This window comes from Enterococcus alishanensis, from assembly GCF_019218635.1.
In the GTDB taxonomy this organism is placed as follows: Bacteria; Bacillota; Bacilli; order Lactobacillales; family Enterococcaceae; genus Enterococcus_A; species Enterococcus_A alishanensis.
Map to the genome: position 1 here is coordinate 334,439 of NZ_JAHUZB010000002.1, position 20,544 is coordinate 354,982.

A 20,544-nucleotide genomic window follows, 5' to 3' on the forward strand; every position below is an offset into this window, starting at 1 on the left:
GAGGTTCAAAATGAAGAGTGCATTAGGGAAATCAAATTTACGAGAAATTTGGCAAACGAAAACAAGGTTTCTATCTATTTTAGGGATTATTTTTTTAGGGGTCGCTTTTTTTGTTGGTTTATCAGCCACTGGTCCAGACATGTTGGAAACAGCCAATCAATATTATAAAAAAAGTCAGTTAGCTGATGCTACTGTTTTATCTTCTACAGGACTAACCAAAACAGATGTAGCACTAACTAAAAAAAATAAAAATATTGCAGCAGTGGAAGGTCGCTATTTTCAAGATTTTTCGGTTGAAAAGGAAAATCAAGTGTTGCGACTGTATAGTTATCAAAAGCAAGATAAAATCAATCAACTGACCTTACTTGAAGGAAAACTTCCTATTAAAGATAATCAAATAGTTTTAGATGAAGTGGCTAAAAATCGTCATGGGTACAGAATTGGTGATCAGGTAACTATTAATCAAACCAATCAACAAATGACTCGAAATAAGTTTAAAGTTGTCGGTTTTGTAAAAAGTGCCCAATATATTGAAAATATTTCTCGTGGCAATACCAATGTTGGTAAAGGTTCTGTAGATTACTTTGGCTATACTAAAGAAAAAAATTTTAATCAGTCAGTCTATACTGAATTACTAGTTCGTTTTAAAAATTTAGAAAACGTTTCTGCCTATTCAAAGACGTATGATGATCGTTTAGAAAAAAATCTTAAGAAATTAAAGAAAGATTTTAAAGTAGAATCAGACAAAAGAATCACTGCGGTTAAAGAAGCACGACAAAATCAATTAGACAAAATGAAAGAACAAATTGCCTCACCAAATGATCAAGGCCAAATGGATCAAGCTCAAGCTAGTTTGTCTGCTGGACAATCAGAATACCAGCAAAAAACGGCGGAAGGTACCGCTCAAATTACTGAAAGAGAAACTTTACTAGCACAAATCCAAGCACAAATAACCGCAAAAGAACAAGAATTACAAACTGTCGAAACTTTAAATCAACAAAAAGATGAGGCCCGCCAAACGGTTTCTACTGTTAATGATCAGCTGAATCAAGTTACCCAACAATTATCGGAATTAAATCGAGAAAAATTGTTGCTTACTGAATCAAATAGTATCATTAATCAGGCACTACAAGGAGATAATAGCCATCTGAATCAATTAAATCAATTAGCAGAGGCTTTATCTAACAATCAGAAAGAAGCTATCATAAACACTTTAAAAGAGCCATCACAAGGGAACCTACAAAGCTTATTGAATAGCCAAAATGAACGCCTGTCTGAAATTAATCAGCAAACTGTTCAATTGAATCCACAGCAAAGTGCTTTAAGTGATCAGTTGAGTCAAGCGCAAGCAATCATTGATCAAAAAGGCATGTCGACCTTGCAACAAGAACAAACTAGAAAAGAAATTGAGCAATTAAAAGAATCTTTAGTGACTGGGACGCAACAATTAGAAAAAGGTAAGGCCGATTTAGCCGAAAGTCAACAAACGGCTGAAGCAGAATTAAATGATGCACAAAAATCTTTTTCTGGTTCTCAGCAGACAATGGCAGAAATAACTGCCCAAATCATTGAGGAAGAAACTGCTATTACTAATTTAGATACTATTGATTATGTTTATCAAGATCGAAATGATAATCCTGGTTATAGTGAATACCAAGATAATGCCAACCGTATCTCATCATTAGCGACCGTGTTTCCGATTATTTTCTTTTTAATTGCTGCTCTAGTAAGTCTGACGACAATGACTCGAATGGTCGAGGAAAAAAGAAGTGAATTGGGTACATTAAAAGCGTTAGGTTTTCGTAACCGCGAGATTGCGCAAAAATATATTTTATATGCTAGTCTAGCTAGTGGAATTGGAACAGTTCTAGGTTTGGCAGTTGGTTTTTATTTCTTACCAACAATTATTTTTAATGCCTATGGACAACTTTATAATTTAACCAATATGGTAACGCCATGGTATCTAAGTTACGGATTAATTGCTTTAATTGTAGCGCTGTTATGTTCGGTAGGATCAACGCTTTTTGTTTTACGTTACGATCTAAAAAGTACCCCTGCCAGTTTGATGCAACCAAAAGCACCAAAAAGCGGGAAAAGAATTTTATTAGAACGAATCACGCCGATTTGGTCACGACTGTCATTTATTCAAAAAGTCACGTTGAGAAATTTATTCAGATATAAACAGCGCATGCTGATGACGGTTATTGGAATTGCCGGGTGTATGTCAATGGTAGTGACCGGCTTTGGCTTACGGGATTCGATTGGTGATATTGTCAACATCCAATTTGATAAACTATGGCATTATCAGGCAATGGTTACTTTTGATGATGATATTTCGGATAACCAATTGACTGATTATCTGAAAGAATTGGAATCCGATAAAAATTATGAAAACCACTTATTGTTAGATAGTGAGACTTATACGGTTAGTAAATCGGGTGTAAACACGCAAGATGTAAATTTACGAGTACCAAAAGAAGTAAAAAGAGTGGATGACTTTATTGAATTTAATGATCGAACCACTGACACTCAGTATCAATTAAACAATCAAGGAGCAATTATCAATGAGAAATTAGCAAAACTTTTTGATCTCAAAGTGGGTAATAAACTTACAGTAAAAAATACGGATGGAAAAGAATTTAAGGTGAAAATTGCTAATATCACTGAAAATTATGTCGGACATTTTATTTATCTAACACCAACATATTATCAGAAAATTTTTGATGAAAAACCGAAATATAATACCGATTTGGTTAATTTCAAAAAGGATGTCAGTCATAAAAAAGAAGATAGCTTTGGTCAGAAATTAATGGGTAAAAACGGTGTGGTAAATGTTACTTTCACTTCTCGTTCTCAAAATGCTTTGCGAGATACTGTGAATAGTTTGAATATTATCATGTGGGTATTGATTGTCTCTGCTGGATTATTGGCTTTCATTGTTTTATATAATTTAACCAATATTAATATTTCCGAACGAATACGAGAATTATCGACGATTAAAGTTTTGGGATTTTATGATAAGGAAGTAGTTGCTTATGTTTATCGGGAAAATATTTTGTTAACGCTGATGGGAATTCTTTTTGGCTTACTGTTAGGAAAAATTGAACATCATTATATTTTACAGACAGTCGAAGTAGATATAACGATGTTTTCACCTATCATTCAACCGTTAAGCTATCTGTATGCCAGCGGGATCACTTTATTATTTGCGATAATAGTCGGTGTAATCATGTATTTCAAACTTAAAAAAATTGATATGATAGAAGCCTTAAAAGCCAGCGATTAAAAAAAAAGACAGAACCAAAAAATTTATTTTTTAGGTTCTGTCTCTTTTATTTTTTTTTGGACTTCTGTTAGCATTTTAGTTAAATCAGCTTCTTTTTGTTTGAGGACTTGTAAATCTTCTTCAATTTCTTTTTCTTTTTCATCGCGATTAGGCGAGATAGTGACATTTAAAGCCAATGCAATCAATGTACCAATGAAAGTATCTAATACGCGGTTCAACGCATAGAGGGCTGATTCTCCTTCTGGAATACTTAAAGCAATTAACAGCATTGTGGCAATTGCAGAAATGATACCAGTATTATTATTTAAGCCATCAGAAATAACAATTACTAAGATGACTAAAAGAGGTAACAGAAAGATATCAAAATAAATATTTTCTCGAAAGAAAGACTGAATGTAATAATAGACGAGGGCTAATAAGCCACCTAAAGAATTACCTAAGACTCTGGAACGTCCGAAAGAAACACTTGTATTTAAATCTTGCCTCAATGAAAAAACAGCGGCTAAAGCAGCAATCAAGGGGGTACCACGATTAGTAAATTCAAATAAAGCGATACAAATCATTACAGCTAGTGCTGTTTTGATTGTGCGCATCCCTAAACGAAAACGACCGATTTGCATAATACTCCCTCCTATAATTATAGTTTAACCAATTTACTAGAAAAAAGCGAAAACGTAAGGGGCGTAAGATAAGCAAAGAAGGACCTCACGTTTTAGCTTAAGAGACTAATTATTTTCCCAATGTTGGCGCATTTGATCCAATAAGTCGATAACATCTTTAGTATAGAAAAGTGATTGATTTGTTTTTTTGTTAACTATCATGTCAGTCATATTCTTGATTTCATAATTCATGGCTTGATTGCTATCACCAACTTCGATAAATTCGTGGGTACCATCATTGAAAAATATTTCGGCTTTGTTTGCGCGGGGATAATCATCTACAGTAATATAACCATTTTCAAAGGCGACAATCCCTTTTTTGGGCATCTTAGCTTGAAAAGTTAAAGTAACAGCCGCTAATTCATTTTTATTATTTTGTAAAATCGTCACAGATTGTTCATCAACACCTGTTTCAAAAGGAACCATTGTTGAAGCAATCACTTGTGGTTGGGCAGTCATAAACCAACGTGCAAAGGAAACAGCATAGGTGCCAATATCTAATAAGGCGCCACCAGCTAAATCAGGGTTAAAGAAACGATTTTTTGGATCAGGTTCTTTGTAGCTGCCAAAAGGTGCCTGAATCATTTTTAATTTTCCTAACTTATTTGTATCTATCAAGCGATGTAATTCGTGATATAATGGCATATTGAAGATGGTCATTGCCTCAGCTAGAATTAAATGATTTTTTTCAGCTAAGACCATCGCTTCTTTTAGTTCAGCACTATCCATCGTAATAGCTTTTTCAGCTAATACATGTTTACCGGCGTTTAAAGCCTTTAAAATGTGTTCATGATGTTGACGATTTGGTACTGCAACATAGATAATGGAAATATCAGGATCGGCTAATAATTCATCATAGCTGCCATATGCTTTTGACAAATTATATTTTTTTGCAAAGGCCTCAGCTTTATCTAAGCTTCTTGAAGCACAGGCTGTTAGTTGACTATCTTCTTGATGGAAAGATTCAGCAAAATCGTTAGCAATACCGCCTAATCCGATAATGCCCCATTGTATTTTTGACATAAAAACAACTCCTTTTTTTAAGTATAGCAATAATTCTTAAATTATTTCAATCAATTAAGTAAAGGACTAGGCAATTTTGAAAATTTCAGTAAAATAGATGTGGAGGAAAGAAAAAATGAATCAAGTATATTTAGATTTAGTGTTGAATGCAATTATTGAACAATACCGTAGCGAAAAAGTTTTTTATGAGGAAATACTGGGTGCGGATGAAGCGAGTTGGTTAGCTTTTAAGCAAGGTGAGTATACTTTTTCAGCTGAAACCAATCAAAAAATTAAAAATTTATTTAGTGATTATGAATGGATGCTGAGCCAAAAAGTAATTCGTCAAGCCATTTTATTTCCTGAAAAACGCCATACAGCCGTAGCTGAATATCGTGAAATGAAGACGATTGTAGCAAGGAAATGGATTGCTAGTGGTGTGGCAGAAGTCTCTCTTATTCCTCATAAAAATGGGGAAAAACAAACAGCACGAGATTTTATCGATTTGAGAGTATCGATTGATTATCAAACTTGGGGATATAATGATATTTTAAGTTTCCGTTTGCCTGCGCATATGCAAAGTCAAATTGAGACTGCACAAAAACAAACAGCCTTATTAGATTGGGTCAATGAAAACTTGACTGAAGCTTATACGTCATCTTAATAAGGTAGACAACCATGAGAGGATTTTTTTAGTTGAAACAATTATTAGGTATTTTATCAGTTATTGTCATGTTCGGCATGGCGGGCTACTCAATTTTTTTCAGTACCAGCCCAGCTATTTCTGAAAACCAAACCGAAAGCACACAATCCAGTACGCAAAATTCTGAAGCAAAAAAAACAGCGGTTCAAAAGGAATTCCCTGATTTAAAAGCCAGTGATTGGAATATGGTCTTAGTGGGTCCTTCTAATAAAATTGCTAGCGAGGTGGCTGAAGATCAGTTAACAACGTTATCTGATAATTCTCATCAATTAGATAGTAGAGTAGCTGATGCTTATGAACAATTTTCTAATGCTGCAACAGAAGCTGGTTATCCGTTGGTAGTTGTTTCTGCCTTCCGGTCAGTTGCAACACAAGAACAAGTTTTTAATGCTAATGTTCAGACGCTCGAGGCACAAGGGTATAGTGCAGAAGATGCAAATACTGAAACTAAAAAAACAATTACTGAGCCTGGATTCAGTGAACATCACACAGGGTTAGCTATTGATGTTGTTGATCAAAGTTGGTACAACAATTACAGTACAACAGTTTTAGATTCTGCTTATGGTGAACAACCAGGCGCCCAATGGATTGCTGAAAATGCACCCAAGTATGGATTTATTATTCGCTACCCTGAAGGAGAAGAAGCTGTAACTGGTATTACTTATGAACCATGGCATCTTCGATATGTTGGAGTAAATGAAGCCGAATATATTAGTGAGCGTAATATGACCTTTGAAGCCTTTCTAAATCAATTGAACGGAAATTAAGGAGAAATTATGCCAAGAAAAAAACTAAAAAAACGCAAACTAACTATCTCAACGCCTCTAATTGTTTTGGGGGCGTTGATGATTGGTCTAGCCGGCGTTTTTTCTTTCTATATTTTACCAAGCCTGAATAGATATGAGAGTCAAACCAATATTGAGAATATGAGTCATGATGAATTTATTCAGACTTTGGAACCCCACGCAAAGCAATTACAACAAAGTTATGGTATTCTACCAAGTATTATTTTGGGACAGGCAATTTTAGAGTCAAACTGGGGGCAGTCAACTTTAGCCAGTCAATATTATAATTTATTTGGCATAAAATCATCTGGTAACCAATCAAGTATCCATTTGGAAACACAAGAATATGTCAACGACCAATGGATTACCATCCAAGGGAATTTTCGTGTATATCAATCTTGGGAAGAATCAATGGATGATCATACGTTATTATTTGTGAATGGAACAGATTGGAACAGTGATTTATATAAAAATGTGTTAAGTGCTACTAATTATCAAGAAGCGGCGACAGCGCTACAAACTGCGGGTTACGCTACTGATCCCGATTACGCCCAAAAAGTAATTAATGTTATTGAGACCTATCAGTTGAACCAGTACGACTAAACATATTAGAATGAATTTAGAGAAGTACTGGGAAGGAATGATGAAAATGGACGCACCAGAAATTATGACAGATTTAAAACAAGATATTGTTCGGGTACCAAAAGTTATCAAAGAAGCATCTGGAATTATTTTCTTTGGGAAGAGAATACGTTCAATTATTTTTACGACTGATATTGCCATAATCAGAAATACAGACGCGGAGGCGGTCATCGCTGTGTATCCTTTTACACCACATCCAGCAATCACCAAAAGTATTATTGAGGCTGCAGATATCCCAGTTTTTTCTGGCATTGGTGGGGGCTTAACTCATGGGCAAAGATCAGCGTATATGGCTTTGTTTGCGGAAGCGCAAGGTAGTCTTGGAGTAGTTGTAAACGGACCGACGCCAGTTGAAACAATTGCTGAGGTCAACAACGTTATTGATATTCCAATCATCAGTACGGTTACTTCAATTCATTCAAAAATTGACGAAAAACTAGCAGCAGGTGTAAAAGTTATCAATATTTCTGCGGCTAAAGATACGGTTGAAACAGTTAAATATTTCCGAGAGAATTATCCTGATTTGCCAATTATTGCCACTGGTGGCCCCGATGAAGAAACGATTCAAAAAACAATTGAAGCTGGGGCGAATGCCATAACATATACGCCACCTTCAAATGGAGAATTGTTTAGTTCGAAAATGAAAAAATATCGGAAGCAAGAAGAATCAGAAAAATAAAGGTGAAGACCATTTCAAATGAATGAAGTGGTCTTTTTTATATTCAATTTCATTTTATCATCTAGTATAATAAAAAAAAGAGGTGTGTTTATGAAAAAGAAAAAAAGACAAGTAACAGATTTAGAGACGATCAAAGAATTTGTCGCTGAAACCCAAGTTGCAAGATTAGCTTTTTTCGATGAAGAATATCCTTATATTGTGCCAGTAAATTTTGCTGAAAAATGGCAGGAAGATCAGCTTATTTTGTATATTCATGGAGCTAAAGATGGGAAAAAAATTGATTTAATTAAGAAAAATCCAAAGGTAGCTATTGAAATGGATGGGAAGCATGAATTGATTGCAACTGGTAGAAATGCAGCTGGTTATTCTTATGCTTATCAAAGTTTAATTGGTTTTGGTGAGGTGGAAATTATCGAAGAGTTAGCTGAAAAACGTCAAGCGCTGGAAGATTTGATGGCTCACGCAGCTCCGATGGCTGAATATGATGAAATTCCAGAAAAAATGATTAAAATTACCGGTATTTTAAAAATAACTTTAAATAGCTATACAATGAAACAAAATCCACCAAAAAAGACGTCTAATTAGACGTCTTTTTTCTGATTGATAGGCGATAACCCTCAAAATATTCTGGTTTATTTCGGCTAGCAAACCAAGCGTAAATCCCCATAATCAAAGCACCAATTGTGTTGGTTAATAAATCTCCCATCGTATCCATCAAAGCAGCCCGACCAACTAAAAGCGTTCCTCCAGAAGTCGCATAGCGTTGCAAATTCATATTTGCGACAGTGTCACAGAGAAATTCCCAAAACTCCCAAAAAACACCACAAGTTCCGGCAAAAGCAAAACCAAACAATAAAAATAGCCATGGAGAAGTTTTGTTAATGCTAGCATTTTTCATCAAGATACCGATTAATCCGTACCCTAAGGCAGTCAACACCATGGGGCTAACGGCATGTAAAATTTTATCCCAAAAAGAAATGATTGAAATCATGTGGAGAGAAGTTCCTAGAAAGACTGATATTATTAAGAAAAACCAGTAGAAATAAACAATTTTATCTGGAATAACAATTTTCAATAATTTATTAGCGATTTCCGGTAGAAAAATTAAGACAATTCCGGCAAGACATTCAATCAAAAAGATAATTCCTTGTTTTGTTGAGTATTTACTAATAAAAAATTCATAGAGATTATAAATAAAGCAGAGTGTTCCAAAGGCTACTAATCCTAATTGCATTTTACGATAAGTCATTAATTTCACCAGTTTCTAAAAATTTTTGAATTCCATGAAGAAAGTCTTCTTCGTTATTGGTTATTTGACCATTTAATTTCACTAAACCAGCGGTAAAAAGATTCAAATAATGAAATTGATTTTCGGCTGTTTCTTGTAAAGCAGCTAATTTTTTCTGGTTATCCGCACCTTGTTGGCGCGTATCAGAATACAATCCAATTACTGGAATTTCTTTCGCAAAAGCAATACCAATCTCTGATGCTACACCGGGATCAATTACTAAACCGTCCAAAATAGCAATTAATAAATCACTTTTTAACACTTCATCAGCATCTGCTTGAGCAATCATCTTGCTATCAGCATAAGCGGATTTTTCATTAATATCGCCATTTTCTTGAGGAAGATAAACTGTCACTTGGTGATTTAATTGACGAATTTTTTTCACCAAATAAGCATTGTACCGCAAATCGCTATTGGCAAACATTGGTGCTGCAAAATAAATATGTTTAGAAATAGTCACTAAAATACGCCTCCATATCAGGTAATGTTGTTTCTAAGAGTGAGATGGCTTTTTTATCAGCTTCTAAGCGCTCGATTCGTGCCAAATAAGAAGCTCTGCGATAATTCATCATCATGCAAGTTAAAGTCTGAATATCTAGTTTAACTTTTTGACCTTTTGGCTGATCTGTTACAGTCAATCGTTCGTTTTCGTCCCAGCTTAAAGCAAAAATACCATTGTTCCATTCCGCTGCTGGATCACTGACTTCAAAATAAAAATCAGCGACTGGTTTGAAAAACGGATAAGCCATTAAAAATTCTTTCACATCGACAATGCGAGCCATAAAGTAAGGTGCAATGGTTTCGGTTATTTCGCTATCGTCTAATAAAAATGATAATGGTTCGTTTTTAAAAATATCTCCTTGCACCCAGTAAATCATTGAAAAATGCGCACTGATAAAATTCCACAAACCATTTCTTGCTGCTTGATTTAAATAATACATCTCTTTAATATGAAATACTTCTTCTTCAATCCAATAAAACATCACACCCATTGGCTGCTGCTTTTGATCATAATAAATCGCAGCTGTTCGTTCTTCTTGATTTTCAAAGCGCCAGTATTCATCCCAGTTTAACGGTTTACGGATCATTGCGCCATGATTTTGCAATGCGAATTCATTATAAACTTTATAAACATCTGGATCATCGACATCTTTTCGTTCAACAATTCCTGGTACATCAACCGTTTTAGGTAATTGCGTATCACGAATTTTAAAGGAAAGTTTATCAGACATAATTTCCCAACCTTTACGACGATAGTAAGGGATGTTATAAGGATATAAATAAGAAATCCATTGTTTGTCTTTTCGCATTTCTTTAAGAGCTAGTGAAATTAGGTCTTTCATTAAACCATGATTGGCATATTCAGGATAAGTACCCACGCCAGTGACACCACCCATTTCGAAAACTTTGCCGTGAATATTTACTTGGCAAGGATAGATAGCAATCTGTGAGATTAATTGATCACCATTAAACCAACCAAAAACTTTTGATTGCTCTAATACTGGTTTTTTTGCTCGAACCATTTCTCTTTTATTTTCGTAACCGCTGCTTTCAATATCACTTTCGGTGACTTGAAAAACATAACTCAATAATTCGTCATATTGGGCTAAGTGTTCTTGTCCAACTTTTTTCAAAACTAATTCTCGATTAAAATCATTGTCCATTCTTTCATCTCCAATTGTTTATTACAGAACTAGTATAGCAAAACCAGCATTATTTTTCTCTTTTTAAAGCAGTTCGGGGAAAAGACTTTTTTTTATCGGTATTGGTTGGTATAATTGAAATTGCTGACTAAAGGAAATGAGGAACTATTTATGAATATAGAAGAAATGAAAGCACGGCAAGAGAAGATACGTAATTTCTCAATCATTGCCCATATTGACCATGGGAAATCTACCTTGGCCGATCGAATTTTAGAGCAAACCAATACAGTGAGCTCTCGTGAAATGCAAGATCAATTATTAGATTCAATGGATCTTGAAAGAGAACGTGGCATTACGATTAAATTGAATGCTGTTGAATTGCACTATACTGCAAATGATGGAGAAGATTATATATTCCATTTAATTGATACACCGGGACATGTCGATTTTACATATGAAGTATCGCGCTCACTAGCTGCTTGTGAAGGTGCGGTGTTAGTAGTAGATGCGGCTCAAGGAATTGAGGCCCAAACTTTAGCAAATGTTTATTTGGCGCTTGATAATGATTTGGAAATCGTTCCAGTAATTAATAAGATTGATTTACCTGCTGCTGATCCTGAACGTGTTCGTAAAGAAATTGAAGATGTCATTGGTATTGATGCCGAAGATGCAGTGTTAGCCAGTGCAAAAACAGGAATTGGAATCGATGAAATTTTAGAACAAATCGTATCCATCGTTCCTGCTCCAAACGGAGACTTAAATGCACCGTTGAAGGCTTTAATCTTTGATTCAGTTTATGATTCTTATCGTGGTGTTGTTTTAAATGTCCGCATCAACGACGGTATCGTTAGACCAGGCGATCGTATTCAATTAATGAGTAACGGTAAAACTTTTGAAGTCACAGAAGTCGGGGTCTTTTCACCAAAAGCGGTTCAACGAGATTATTTAATGGTAGGGGATGTAGGTTATATTACAGCGGCAATTAAATCCGTTCAAGATACGCGGGTAGGGGACACTGTAACTTTAGCAGAAAATCCTGCTGAAGAAGCTTTACCTGGGTACCGTAAGATGAACCCAATGGTTTATTGTGGACTATATCCAATCGATACTTCTCGTTATAATGATTTACGAGAAGCTTTAGAAAAATTGCAACTAAATGATGCAGCTTTACAATTTGAACCAGAAACGTCCCAAGCATTAGGATTTGGATTCCGTTGCGGATTTTTAGGCTTACTTCATATGGATGTTGTGCAAGAACGTTTAGAACGAGAATTTAATTTAGAATTGATTACGACAGCACCATCAGTAATTTATCATGTTAATCAAACTGATGGTACACAAATTGTCGTGGATAATCCAGCAGAATTTCCAGACCCATCAAAAATTCAAAATGTTGAAGAACCTTTTGTGAAAGCCAATATCATGGTACCAAATGATTATGTTGGTGCAGTGATGGACCTCTCTCAAAGAAAACGGGGAGAATTCGTTACGATGGATTATCTAGATGATTATCGCGTAAACGTGGTTTACAACATTCCTTTATCAGAAATTGTTTTTGATTTCTTTGATAAACTAAAATCCAGCACAAAAGGTTACGCGTCACTAGATTACGAAATGTCTGGTTATCGCGAAAGCCGCTTAGTAAAAATGGATATCTTATTAAATGCTGAAAAAGTCGATGCCCTGAGCTTTATTGTCCATCGAGAATTTGCTCAAGAACGTGGAAAAGCTATCGTTGATAAACTAAAAGCATTGATCCCTCGTCAACAATTTGAAGTACCCATCCAAGCAGCAATTGGGACAAAAATTGTTGCCCGTACAGATATCAAAGCTTTACGTAAAAACGTATTAGCAAAATGTTACGGCGGGGATGTCTCTCGTAAGCGTAAATTATTAGAGAAACAAAAAGAAGGTAAAAAACGAATGAAACAAATTGGTTCAGTGGAAGTCCCTCAGGAAGCGTTCATGGCTGTCTTGAAAATGGATGAGGATCAACCGAAGAAATAAAATTTTTAAAATGAAAATCCTATTAAATCAGCTTTTTTAAGTTACTAAAAAATGAATAAATGTTTTTAAATTGACTTAATGCTGTCGATTCAGCTGTCGCTAGCATTAGGTTGTAACAAAAATGAACATTTTCGTGTTGGGGTTTTTATTTTCATAAGGTACGAGTAGAGCATCTTCTTTTGGAGATGCTCTTTTTTTCTTTACTAAATCAGAAGGAACAGCTAAATAGTAGGGAAATAAATATTCAAAAGGATAAAAATTAGCTAAAATAACAAATATCAATTGTTTAACAATAGCAAAATATGATTGACGGATAACCAATACTTCAGATGAAAAAACCGTCTTATTAATACATTGTAAATTAAGACAGATATATATAATAAAGATAAAATTATTGAATTGTCCAGTAACTGTTCTTTCTGGTCGAGGTTAATTAGATGTATCTTTTTTTAAAAATATCCACTACTGACACTGTCTTTTTAAAGAATTTAAATACATAAAAAAACTGTAGACTTTATCCAAATTTTGGATTTTTGCCTACAGTCTGGAATAGACTATCGATAACTCGTTTCTTCTTTTACAAATTATTTTCCATAAAAAGCAACACCTTCATTTTGCCAATCAAGTCTTAATAAATGATCTCTTTCTTCTACATTACTGGTGTAATGATGATTGAAAGCCGTCTGATTTTTATTATAGACACGATAAATTGGTTGTCCATTACTCTCGGCAGAATAAAAAGCTATACCCTCTTGACGCCACCCGATATTACCTAGTTGATTGTATTCATCTTTGTTGGCAGTATAAAAATGCTCTCCAGAATTTGGATTGTACAAACGCCAAACCTCTTTTCCTGAAGTGGGTGTCATCCATGCATTTTTTTCGTCATGCCAGCCTATAGAAATCAAATGATTTTTTTCTTTTGTTGATAAAGTATAAAAATGTTCCCCAGTGTTTGGATTATACAAACGGTAAAGATTTTGACCATTGCTGGTAATTTTTACAGTTATCTCTTTTTTTATTTCTTCATTGAAAAGAATAGTCAAATTATAATCACCAGTCGCCGTATTTTCTTGAGTATCAATCAAACCTGTTTCATCAATTGTTGCACTCGGATTATTCGTTAAATCAGCTGTTTTTGATACTAATTGATACTTAATTTGATTCGTAATCCAAGAATCAGTGATTGGTTTCTGATTGCCATCTAGAATTTCTGAGTTAATGGATAATTGATTACCTTGACTAATTTCAAGTTCGTTGTTAAGAATACTAATTTTTTCCGGTCGCGGATGACTGATGATTGTTACAGTAGGTTGAAGATTTTTTGGATTCTTGATAGTCACATCTGAATTTTCAATTTCACCAGTAAAAGTATACTTTCCAGGGACTTTTTCATCATAATTTTTTGTATCCCATTTTGAAACGGATACTTCTTGTTGACGACCATCATCTAAAGTCATAGTAACGTTTTTTGGTAAATTCAATGTATCTACGGTTTGACCAGTTAAGATATGTTGTTCAGTTTGATTGAAAGAACTGATATTTCTGCTAAGCACTTTGTCTAAAAATGCTTGTAAAGTCTGCGTATATAATTCTGGATCTGCTTCGTAAGAGGCCGCGTGTTCAGCTCCTTCGACTGTTAACAATTCTTTGTATCCTTGACTTTTTGCATATAATTCTTCAGCAACACTGACGGGTGTCCCTGTATCTGCGCGACCATGAATGAAAAGTTTTGGAATGCTATTTTGTAAACTATCAATCGGTGCAATTTCCTCCAGCCTAAATCCTAAAAGTGCTTTCGTTCGTCTACTTACTTGTTCCGCTAATTGTTCAGGGTCAATAAAATCTAAGAATGGAAATTGCTCAAAAACTTCATCAAAACCACTAGTATCACCGTTGAATAAAACATCATATCCGCTGTCTTCGATATAAGCTGCTACATTTGGGTGAGGATTTTTTTGTGACATCATTGTTACAGAAGCACCCATTGATAGTCCCATCAGAATAATTCTTTGATCTGAACTAGTTTGATTTACTTCGTTATCAATCCATAGATTCAAGTCATCTTGTTCATAATAACCAAATGACAAATATTTCCCTTCACTGCCATTCAATCCTCGACTGGAGATAATCAAAACATTGAAGCCGTCTTCCGCAAAAATTTTAGCTTGTCGGATTAAATCATTCCAGTTTGCTCTGTAGCCATGATGCAAAATGGCTGTGGTATCAGATTTGTTGTCAATGTAACGACCAGTCAATTTGATTGGATGTGTTACCTGATTGCCTGAACTATCGTGATAAGTTTCAGTTGTTTCAATCGTTCTGATACTAATATTGTCTAAGCTTTGATACCAATTTTTGGTATACCAATCACGACTCCCTTCCTCTGGATTTTCTGAAATCTCAATATTTTCATTAAAGTTTAAAATTGGATTATCTGCTAAAAAAACAAAATTTATCACTAAGTCAATAAGTGCATCAGGCAATTGTCCATCTGCCGTTAAAGGCACGTTGTCACCTTTTACTCCGGCTTGCTCTAATTCTTGCTTCAATTCATTCATTTTTTGTTCTGAATTCACATCTGCTTTTTCATCAGCAAAAGTCTGACTACTGTACGCTGTTTGTAAACTTAAAAAACAACATGCAATCAGCAATAAACCAATATTTCTTTTCATCAAATCTACTCCTTACACTATATTTAATATAAACATAACATATAATAGTATTTTTAGGATGATAAAATTCTCTATTAGAAAAAGATTATTTACTTAAGATGTTAATATAATTGTATTTTCATGTAAATGTTAGTGTATGTAATAAAATTAAATACTTTAAACTATAAAGATTATTATTAATGTATTTATCTTTAACTTGAATTTCTCCGAATTAGTGACTTGAGAAAATATGAAAATGAATATAGGCTAGAGCAATTTATAGTTTAGACAATCGCGAATATTGAGCATAGTAAATCTGTATTCTGAGATGGAATAAAAGAATGTTTTAAATTATTAGAGACGGTACTGTCCCTCAAAAGTTAGATTTTTGGTCTAACTTCTAAGGGGCTTTTTAGACTGGTATAGTCAGGCCTTTTTTAGTTTTTTGAATTTAATACGAACGATGAAATTTCAAAGTATATTTAGCACTGAGTTCAAAAAATAATCTAAACATATGCGAACTGCTACTGTTTTTCAAAAATATACCGCATTGCAGTGGAAAAAGGTTCTATTCATTTTGAGAACGTTCTCCAATATACTTTTTATTAGAGAAAAGATATTAACTAAAATCTATCGATAGACAATAGTATTAAGTGAGAAGGTGATCTTATGAATAATATGATTTAAATATGTAAAGTAAAAACGATGATGTTAGTACTAGAGGTAATAAAAGAATGGTGTTACTAAGTTTGCAAATATGGGTGAATCATTAATAAGAGTGTCGCAAACTAATCTGAATTTCAATATGGTTACTTACTTATAGAGTAGTGGGTATGCAAATGCACTTAAAAAATTAGTATATGTCATTAATTATTTTGTAATGTTTTTACTTAATAGTAAATAAATTAAGTCAGTTAGAAAACTGATTTTAGGTTAGATCTCAGTATTCAGAAAGACTATCTATCTAAATAATCAAATTCTACAACTATATTTATGGTTGAATCGATGAATTTATCCAGTAGGAGATATGGAATATCTATGTGAGTATCAATTACAAAGAAAAATAATAGTCGTTAGACCATTCATGAACAATAGCAGAATCAAAACTCGGAATTCCATAAAGAAGGAAAAAGATTTTAGAGATTTTTATAATAAATAAAATGAACTATTTTAAATTTACTTAAATAATCATTAAAAAAATTGTAGCATATTCGAAATAAAATAACTAATGTTATTTAAAAGGCGATTCATTAATATACAAATTATTTGAGAGTTTTGTTTTAATAAAAAAATTGAAGGAGAAGGCTAATAAATGAAAAAAACAGGAATAATACTAGTTTTGTTAGGCAATCTATTTTTTTCCCCGCCTCATACATTAGCTGAGGCGACGATTCAAACTAACGAACAGCCATTAAGAAATAATATTCAAGTAGAGCGGGATGAACCAGATTTTAGTAGTCAAAAAGAAATGATAGATATTATCGAAGAGGAGATGAATAATACTGAAGAATCAAACAATCAGAAATTACCAGATATAGTAGCTAATATCATATTCAGAATGACATTTGAAGCGAATATCCCAATACTAAATCTAAAGGATGATCTAATTGTTACAGATGATTCAGAAGTAGGAAGTTTTGATTGGTACACGATGAATTGGTATGATCAGCTGGATAATACTAGTGATCGATATATTACAGCTAATGAAACTTATCAAGATATACATGGGGATGAAATAAATAGACCAATTAAGCTTCGGAGTAGATATATCGATAATGGTTCAGATACAACTGTTTTAATAAATCATGGTTGGCGAACACCATGGAATAAATTGATCAAACCAGCCAAATTTTTTTCTGATGAAGGTTACAATGTCATGATGATTTCTAATCGAGCGCTTAATGGAAGTGGAGGAAAATATTTTACTTTTGGTTATAGTGAACAATCTGATTTGAACCAATGGATTGAAGATGAGGTAACGAGAACTGCACCAAATCAAAAAATTGTACTAATGGGGGTATCGATGGGGGCATCAGTAGTGATGATGTCACAAAATAATCCCCATCCCAATGTGGCTGCTTATATTGAGGATTGTGGATTTGCCACATTAAGGGATGAAATTAAACATGTCTACGCAGGGTTTACTGAGCTAATCCCGTCATTGAAAAAAATTAGTGGTGATACCGTTGTGGAACAAATCAGTCAAAGAACAGAAATGACATTAGGATTTAGTATTGATCAAATTGCTCCTGTTGATGCTTTAAGTATCAATCAAACTCCTAAGTTATTTGTTCATGGAGGATCAGATGATTTTATTCCATTGAGTGCAGTTGAACAGATGTATGACACCAGTATTGGCCCCAAAGAAAAATTGATTGTTGCAGGTGCTGGACATGGTGATTCTTATAATGTTAATCCACTATTGTATCAACAAACTGTCCAAAGATTTTTACAAGATATTCTCCATAAAAAAATTGTATCGTTTGATGTTCATGAACATCAGGTTCCTGTTGGAACCGCTGTAGAAAACTTAAACTTACCAGAGGAAGTTACTGTAATTCTGAATGATGGGAGCCTAGAAGCCGTTAAAGTATCCAATTGGGAAGCAATTCATTATGATGACACTCAAGTCGGTAGCTACACTTTTAGTGGAACATTGGAAATAGAAAATCAAAATATTATTAATCCAGATTATTTGAAGCCAGTTTTAACTGTTGTGTCTCAAGAAAATTAAGTGGATAATAATTTTTCTAAAATATTTCTATGAGTAGGTTATAAGGTAAACAATATTTTACTGTTTAATATAAATTGATGCTTAGTCCTTTTAAACTATTTTTTATTGTTTCTAAGACAAATGAAAAGTCTGCTTTGTAATTTGAAGTTTATTTATTATTTTTATGAAGTTAAAAATAAATTATGGAGGTTAGATTTATAATGAAAAAAGTTGTTCTATTATGTGCTGCTTGTTTGGGATTTTCTTTAATTGGAATACCGATTGATGCTAAAGAAACAGCTCAAGGTCAAGAAATAACTGGAGAAGAAGTTAGATCATTGGTATCCCAAAGTGACTCACCTGATTTTAAATCAAAATTTAAAGAGACACTAGAAAAAGAACTAATACAAAAGGGGGTCAGTAATCCTGAAGAACTGTTGTCATCAAATAAACCATTGCCAGATTTTGTAATTGATATCGCTTTCAACATTATGTTTAACACAAATATTCCTTTAATGAATATGAATGACGATTTAATAGTTAGTGGAGACCCTGAAGAAGGATCTGCGGAATGGTATGTTACAAGTTGGTACAATCATTTGGAGAACACAAGTTATCGTTATATTAATGCACATGAAACTTATCGAGATATTCGAGGAAATGAAGTGAGTCATCCGATTAAACTACGTAGTAGATATATTGACCATGGAGCTGATAAAACAGCAATATTGTATCATGGATATCGAGCGAATTGGTTTGATACGATTAGACAAGCGAAATTCTTTTCTGATGAAGGATATAATGTATTAATGGTAGCTAGTCGTGCTTTGAATGGAAGTGAAGGTAAATATATTACCTTTGGTTATTATGAACAAGATGATTTAAATCAATGGATTTCTGATGAAGTTGCTCAAACAAATCCCAATCAAAAAATTGTTTTACAAGGAATATCAATGGGGGCTGCCACAACAATGATGTCACAGACTACTCCTCATCCTAATGTTTTTGCTTATATTGAAGATTGTGGATATAAGGGGTTGGTATCTGAAGATGCAGGGGAGTTTGTTTCGGCAATTTTTGGTCAGTTTAATCAGAAAACTGAAGAGAGACTTGGTTTTAATTTAAATCAAATTAGTCCTCTTAATAGTGTTTCAAAAAATGAGTTACCTAAATTATTTATCATTGGCAGTGAAGATACGGAAGATAATGTAATTGGGACAGACGATCTATTTAATGCAAGTGCTGGATATAAAGAGAAGCTCGTTGTGGAAGGCGCGGGTCATGGACAAGCATTTGAGACGGATCCTGAATTATATCAAAGAACAATGCGTAATTTCTTAAAGGTTGCTTTGAAGCAAAATATCAGCTCTTTTGAATTACCTGATTATCATACTTCCACAGGTCTTTCTGTTAATGAATTAGACTTACCAACTGAAGTGGATACCAAGTTAGAAGATGGAACTCAAGTTTCTGTACCAGTATCAAATTGGGAAATGATTCATTATGATGAAAACAAGGCGGGTAATTATACCTTTAGTGGCACAGTTGAAGAGGTAGATGGGATAGATAATTTGAATAATCTTAGGCCCACATTAAATGTGATTACACATCCGATTCTTAAAAAAATTGAGATTCTCAATAAAAATATGGAATTGCAGCAAGGAAACGAACTTCAAATTAATGTACAGTTAACTGATGAAAATAATCAGGTTATCAATGATGATTGGGTAAGAAATCAGGTTCAGTATAAGGTGGAATTTGACTCTGCAAATACAACCAATAATCACAATGTATCGGTTGACGAAGATGGGGTTATTAACACTGATGCAAACACTGCTGTGGGAACTTATAAAGTTACTGCCTATAGTGGTGAAGTATCTACATCAACTAGTTTAGAAGTTAAGAAAAATCAAGAGAATTTTAACTTGTATCGATTGTATAATGAAAGTAGTGGAGAGCATTTCTATACCTTGTCAAACGATGAGAGAAGTAATCTAATTTCATATGGCTGGACTGATGAAGGTGTCTCGTGGATAACTTCGGAGTCTGGAGATCCGGTTTGGAGAGCCTATAATCCTAATACGGGAGAACATATTTATACTGCTAGTTTAGCTGAATATGAAAATCTATACTCCAAAAATTGGGTGAAAGAGGGGCATGCATTTTATTCAATGAATACTTCTGAAGGGATACCGATTTATCGACTATATAATAAACAAAAAGCTTAGAAGAAAAGAAATGGCTAATTGAGAATGGATGGTATGATGAAGGAATTGTATTTTACGGTAACTAATAATAATAATTGATACGAATAATAAGTAGAGCAGAGAAATCTGCTCTTTTTTTGTATTGGTAGGAAAGATCGAACTTATTAAAATTTAGTTATTAAGGCATCTTTAGTAAAAAAATACATTATCAATGCGGTAATAGTCTATATTCATTTATTATCTTTTATAATATATAATCAAATCATAAATATATGA

At 33.8% G+C, this 20,544-nt stretch carries 15 protein-coding genes; 9 read left to right on the plus strand and 6 right to left on the minus strand.

From position 1 onward, the window contains the following. The first annotated feature begins 10 nt into the window (after positions 1-10). Entirely contained in the window at positions 11-3,286 is a 3,276-nt protein-coding gene (locus KUA55_RS05275; RefSeq protein ID WP_218325136.1) for an FtsX-like permease family protein, read from the plus strand. A 23-nt stretch (positions 3,287-3,309) separates the two neighbouring features. On the opposite strand, the gene KUA55_RS05280 is transcribed toward KUA55_RS05275, so the two are convergent. Beyond that, entirely contained in the window at positions 3,310-3,906 is a 597-nt protein-coding gene (locus tag KUA55_RS05280) for an FUSC family protein (RefSeq protein ID WP_218325137.1), read from the minus strand. A gap of 105 nt (positions 3,907-4,011) precedes the next feature. After that, the gene (locus KUA55_RS05285; RefSeq protein ID WP_218325138.1) at positions 4,012-4,968 is read right to left on the minus strand and encodes a Gfo/Idh/MocA family protein; all 957 of its coding nucleotides are present in this window, start codon (positions 4,966-4,968) and stop codon (positions 4,012-4,014) included. Positions 4,969-5,083: 115 nt separating this feature from the next. On the opposite strand from KUA55_RS05285, the gene KUA55_RS05290 reads away from it, so the two are divergent. The 5 genes from KUA55_RS05290 to KUA55_RS05310 all read left to right on the plus strand — a co-directional run bounded on the left by KUA55_RS05290 (position 5,084) and on the right by KUA55_RS05310 (position 8,341). Next, a complete protein-coding gene (locus KUA55_RS05290; RefSeq protein ID WP_218325139.1) occupies positions 5,084-5,611 on the plus strand; it encodes a hypothetical protein in 528 nt (175 codons plus the stop codon). A gap of 32 nt (positions 5,612-5,643) precedes the next feature. Then, on the plus strand, positions 5,644-6,417 hold the full coding sequence (locus KUA55_RS05295; protein WP_218325140.1) for a M15 family metallopeptidase: 774 nt from the start codon (positions 5,644-5,646) through the stop codon (positions 6,415-6,417). Between the two features lie 9 nt (positions 6,418-6,426). Beyond that, positions 6,427-7,038, plus strand: a complete 612-nt coding sequence (locus KUA55_RS05300; protein WP_218325141.1) for a glycoside hydrolase family 73 protein — start codon at positions 6,427-6,429, stop codon at positions 7,036-7,038. Positions 7,039-7,075: 37 nt separating this feature from the next. After that, on the plus strand, positions 7,076-7,756 hold the full coding sequence (locus tag KUA55_RS05305) for a beta/alpha barrel domain-containing protein (RefSeq protein ID WP_218325142.1): 681 nt from the start codon (positions 7,076-7,078) through the stop codon (positions 7,754-7,756). Between the two features lie 90 nt (positions 7,757-7,846). Continuing rightward, entirely contained in the window at positions 7,847-8,341 is a 495-nt protein-coding gene (locus KUA55_RS05310) for a pyridoxamine 5'-phosphate oxidase family protein (protein WP_218325143.1), read from the plus strand. Here KUA55_RS05310 and KUA55_RS05315 read toward each other — a convergent pair. The 3 genes from KUA55_RS05315 to KUA55_RS05325 are packed head-to-tail and all read right to left on the minus strand — an operon-like array spanning position 8,334 to position 10,708. Continuing rightward, complete coding sequence (locus KUA55_RS05315; protein ID WP_218325144.1) at positions 8,334-9,005, minus strand: DUF2238 domain-containing protein; 672 nt, start codon at positions 9,003-9,005, stop codon at positions 8,334-8,336. The two genes, KUA55_RS05310 and KUA55_RS05315, sit on opposite strands and share 8 nt — an antisense overlap. Continuing rightward, entirely contained in the window at positions 8,992-9,468 is a 477-nt protein-coding gene (locus tag KUA55_RS05320) for a nucleoside 2-deoxyribosyltransferase (RefSeq protein ID WP_246601422.1), read from the minus strand. The genes KUA55_RS05315 and KUA55_RS05320 overlap by 14 nt, the downstream gene beginning before the upstream one ends. A gap of 22 nt (positions 9,469-9,490) precedes the next feature. After that, entirely contained in the window at positions 9,491-10,708 is a 1,218-nt protein-coding gene (locus KUA55_RS05325) for a GNAT family N-acetyltransferase (protein ID WP_218325146.1), read from the minus strand. Between the two features lie 150 nt (positions 10,709-10,858). Between KUA55_RS05325 and lepA the strand changes: the two genes are divergently transcribed. Further along, the gene (lepA, locus tag KUA55_RS05330; RefSeq protein ID WP_218325147.1) at positions 10,859-12,694 is read left to right on the plus strand and encodes a translation elongation factor 4; all 1,836 of its coding nucleotides are present in this window, start codon (positions 10,859-10,861) and stop codon (positions 12,692-12,694) included. 584 nt (positions 12,695-13,278) lie between these two features. Here the strand turns inward: lepA and KUA55_RS05335 are convergent. Further along, positions 13,279-15,369 (minus strand): Ig-like domain-containing protein, encoded by a 2,091-nt coding sequence (locus tag KUA55_RS05335; RefSeq protein WP_218325148.1) that lies wholly within the window; start codon positions 15,367-15,369, stop codon positions 13,279-13,281. 1,291 nt (positions 15,370-16,660) lie between these two features. Between KUA55_RS05335 and KUA55_RS05340 the strand changes: the two genes are divergently transcribed. Continuing rightward, complete coding sequence (locus tag KUA55_RS05340; protein ID WP_218325149.1) at positions 16,661-18,082, plus strand: Ig-like domain-containing protein; 1,422 nt, start codon at positions 16,661-16,663, stop codon at positions 18,080-18,082. 200 nt (positions 18,083-18,282) lie between these two features. After that, the gene (locus KUA55_RS05345) at positions 18,283-20,289 is read left to right on the plus strand and encodes an Ig-like domain-containing protein (RefSeq protein WP_218325150.1); all 2,007 of its coding nucleotides are present in this window, start codon (positions 18,283-18,285) and stop codon (positions 20,287-20,289) included. The last annotated feature ends 255 nt before the right edge of the window (positions 20,290-20,544 follow it).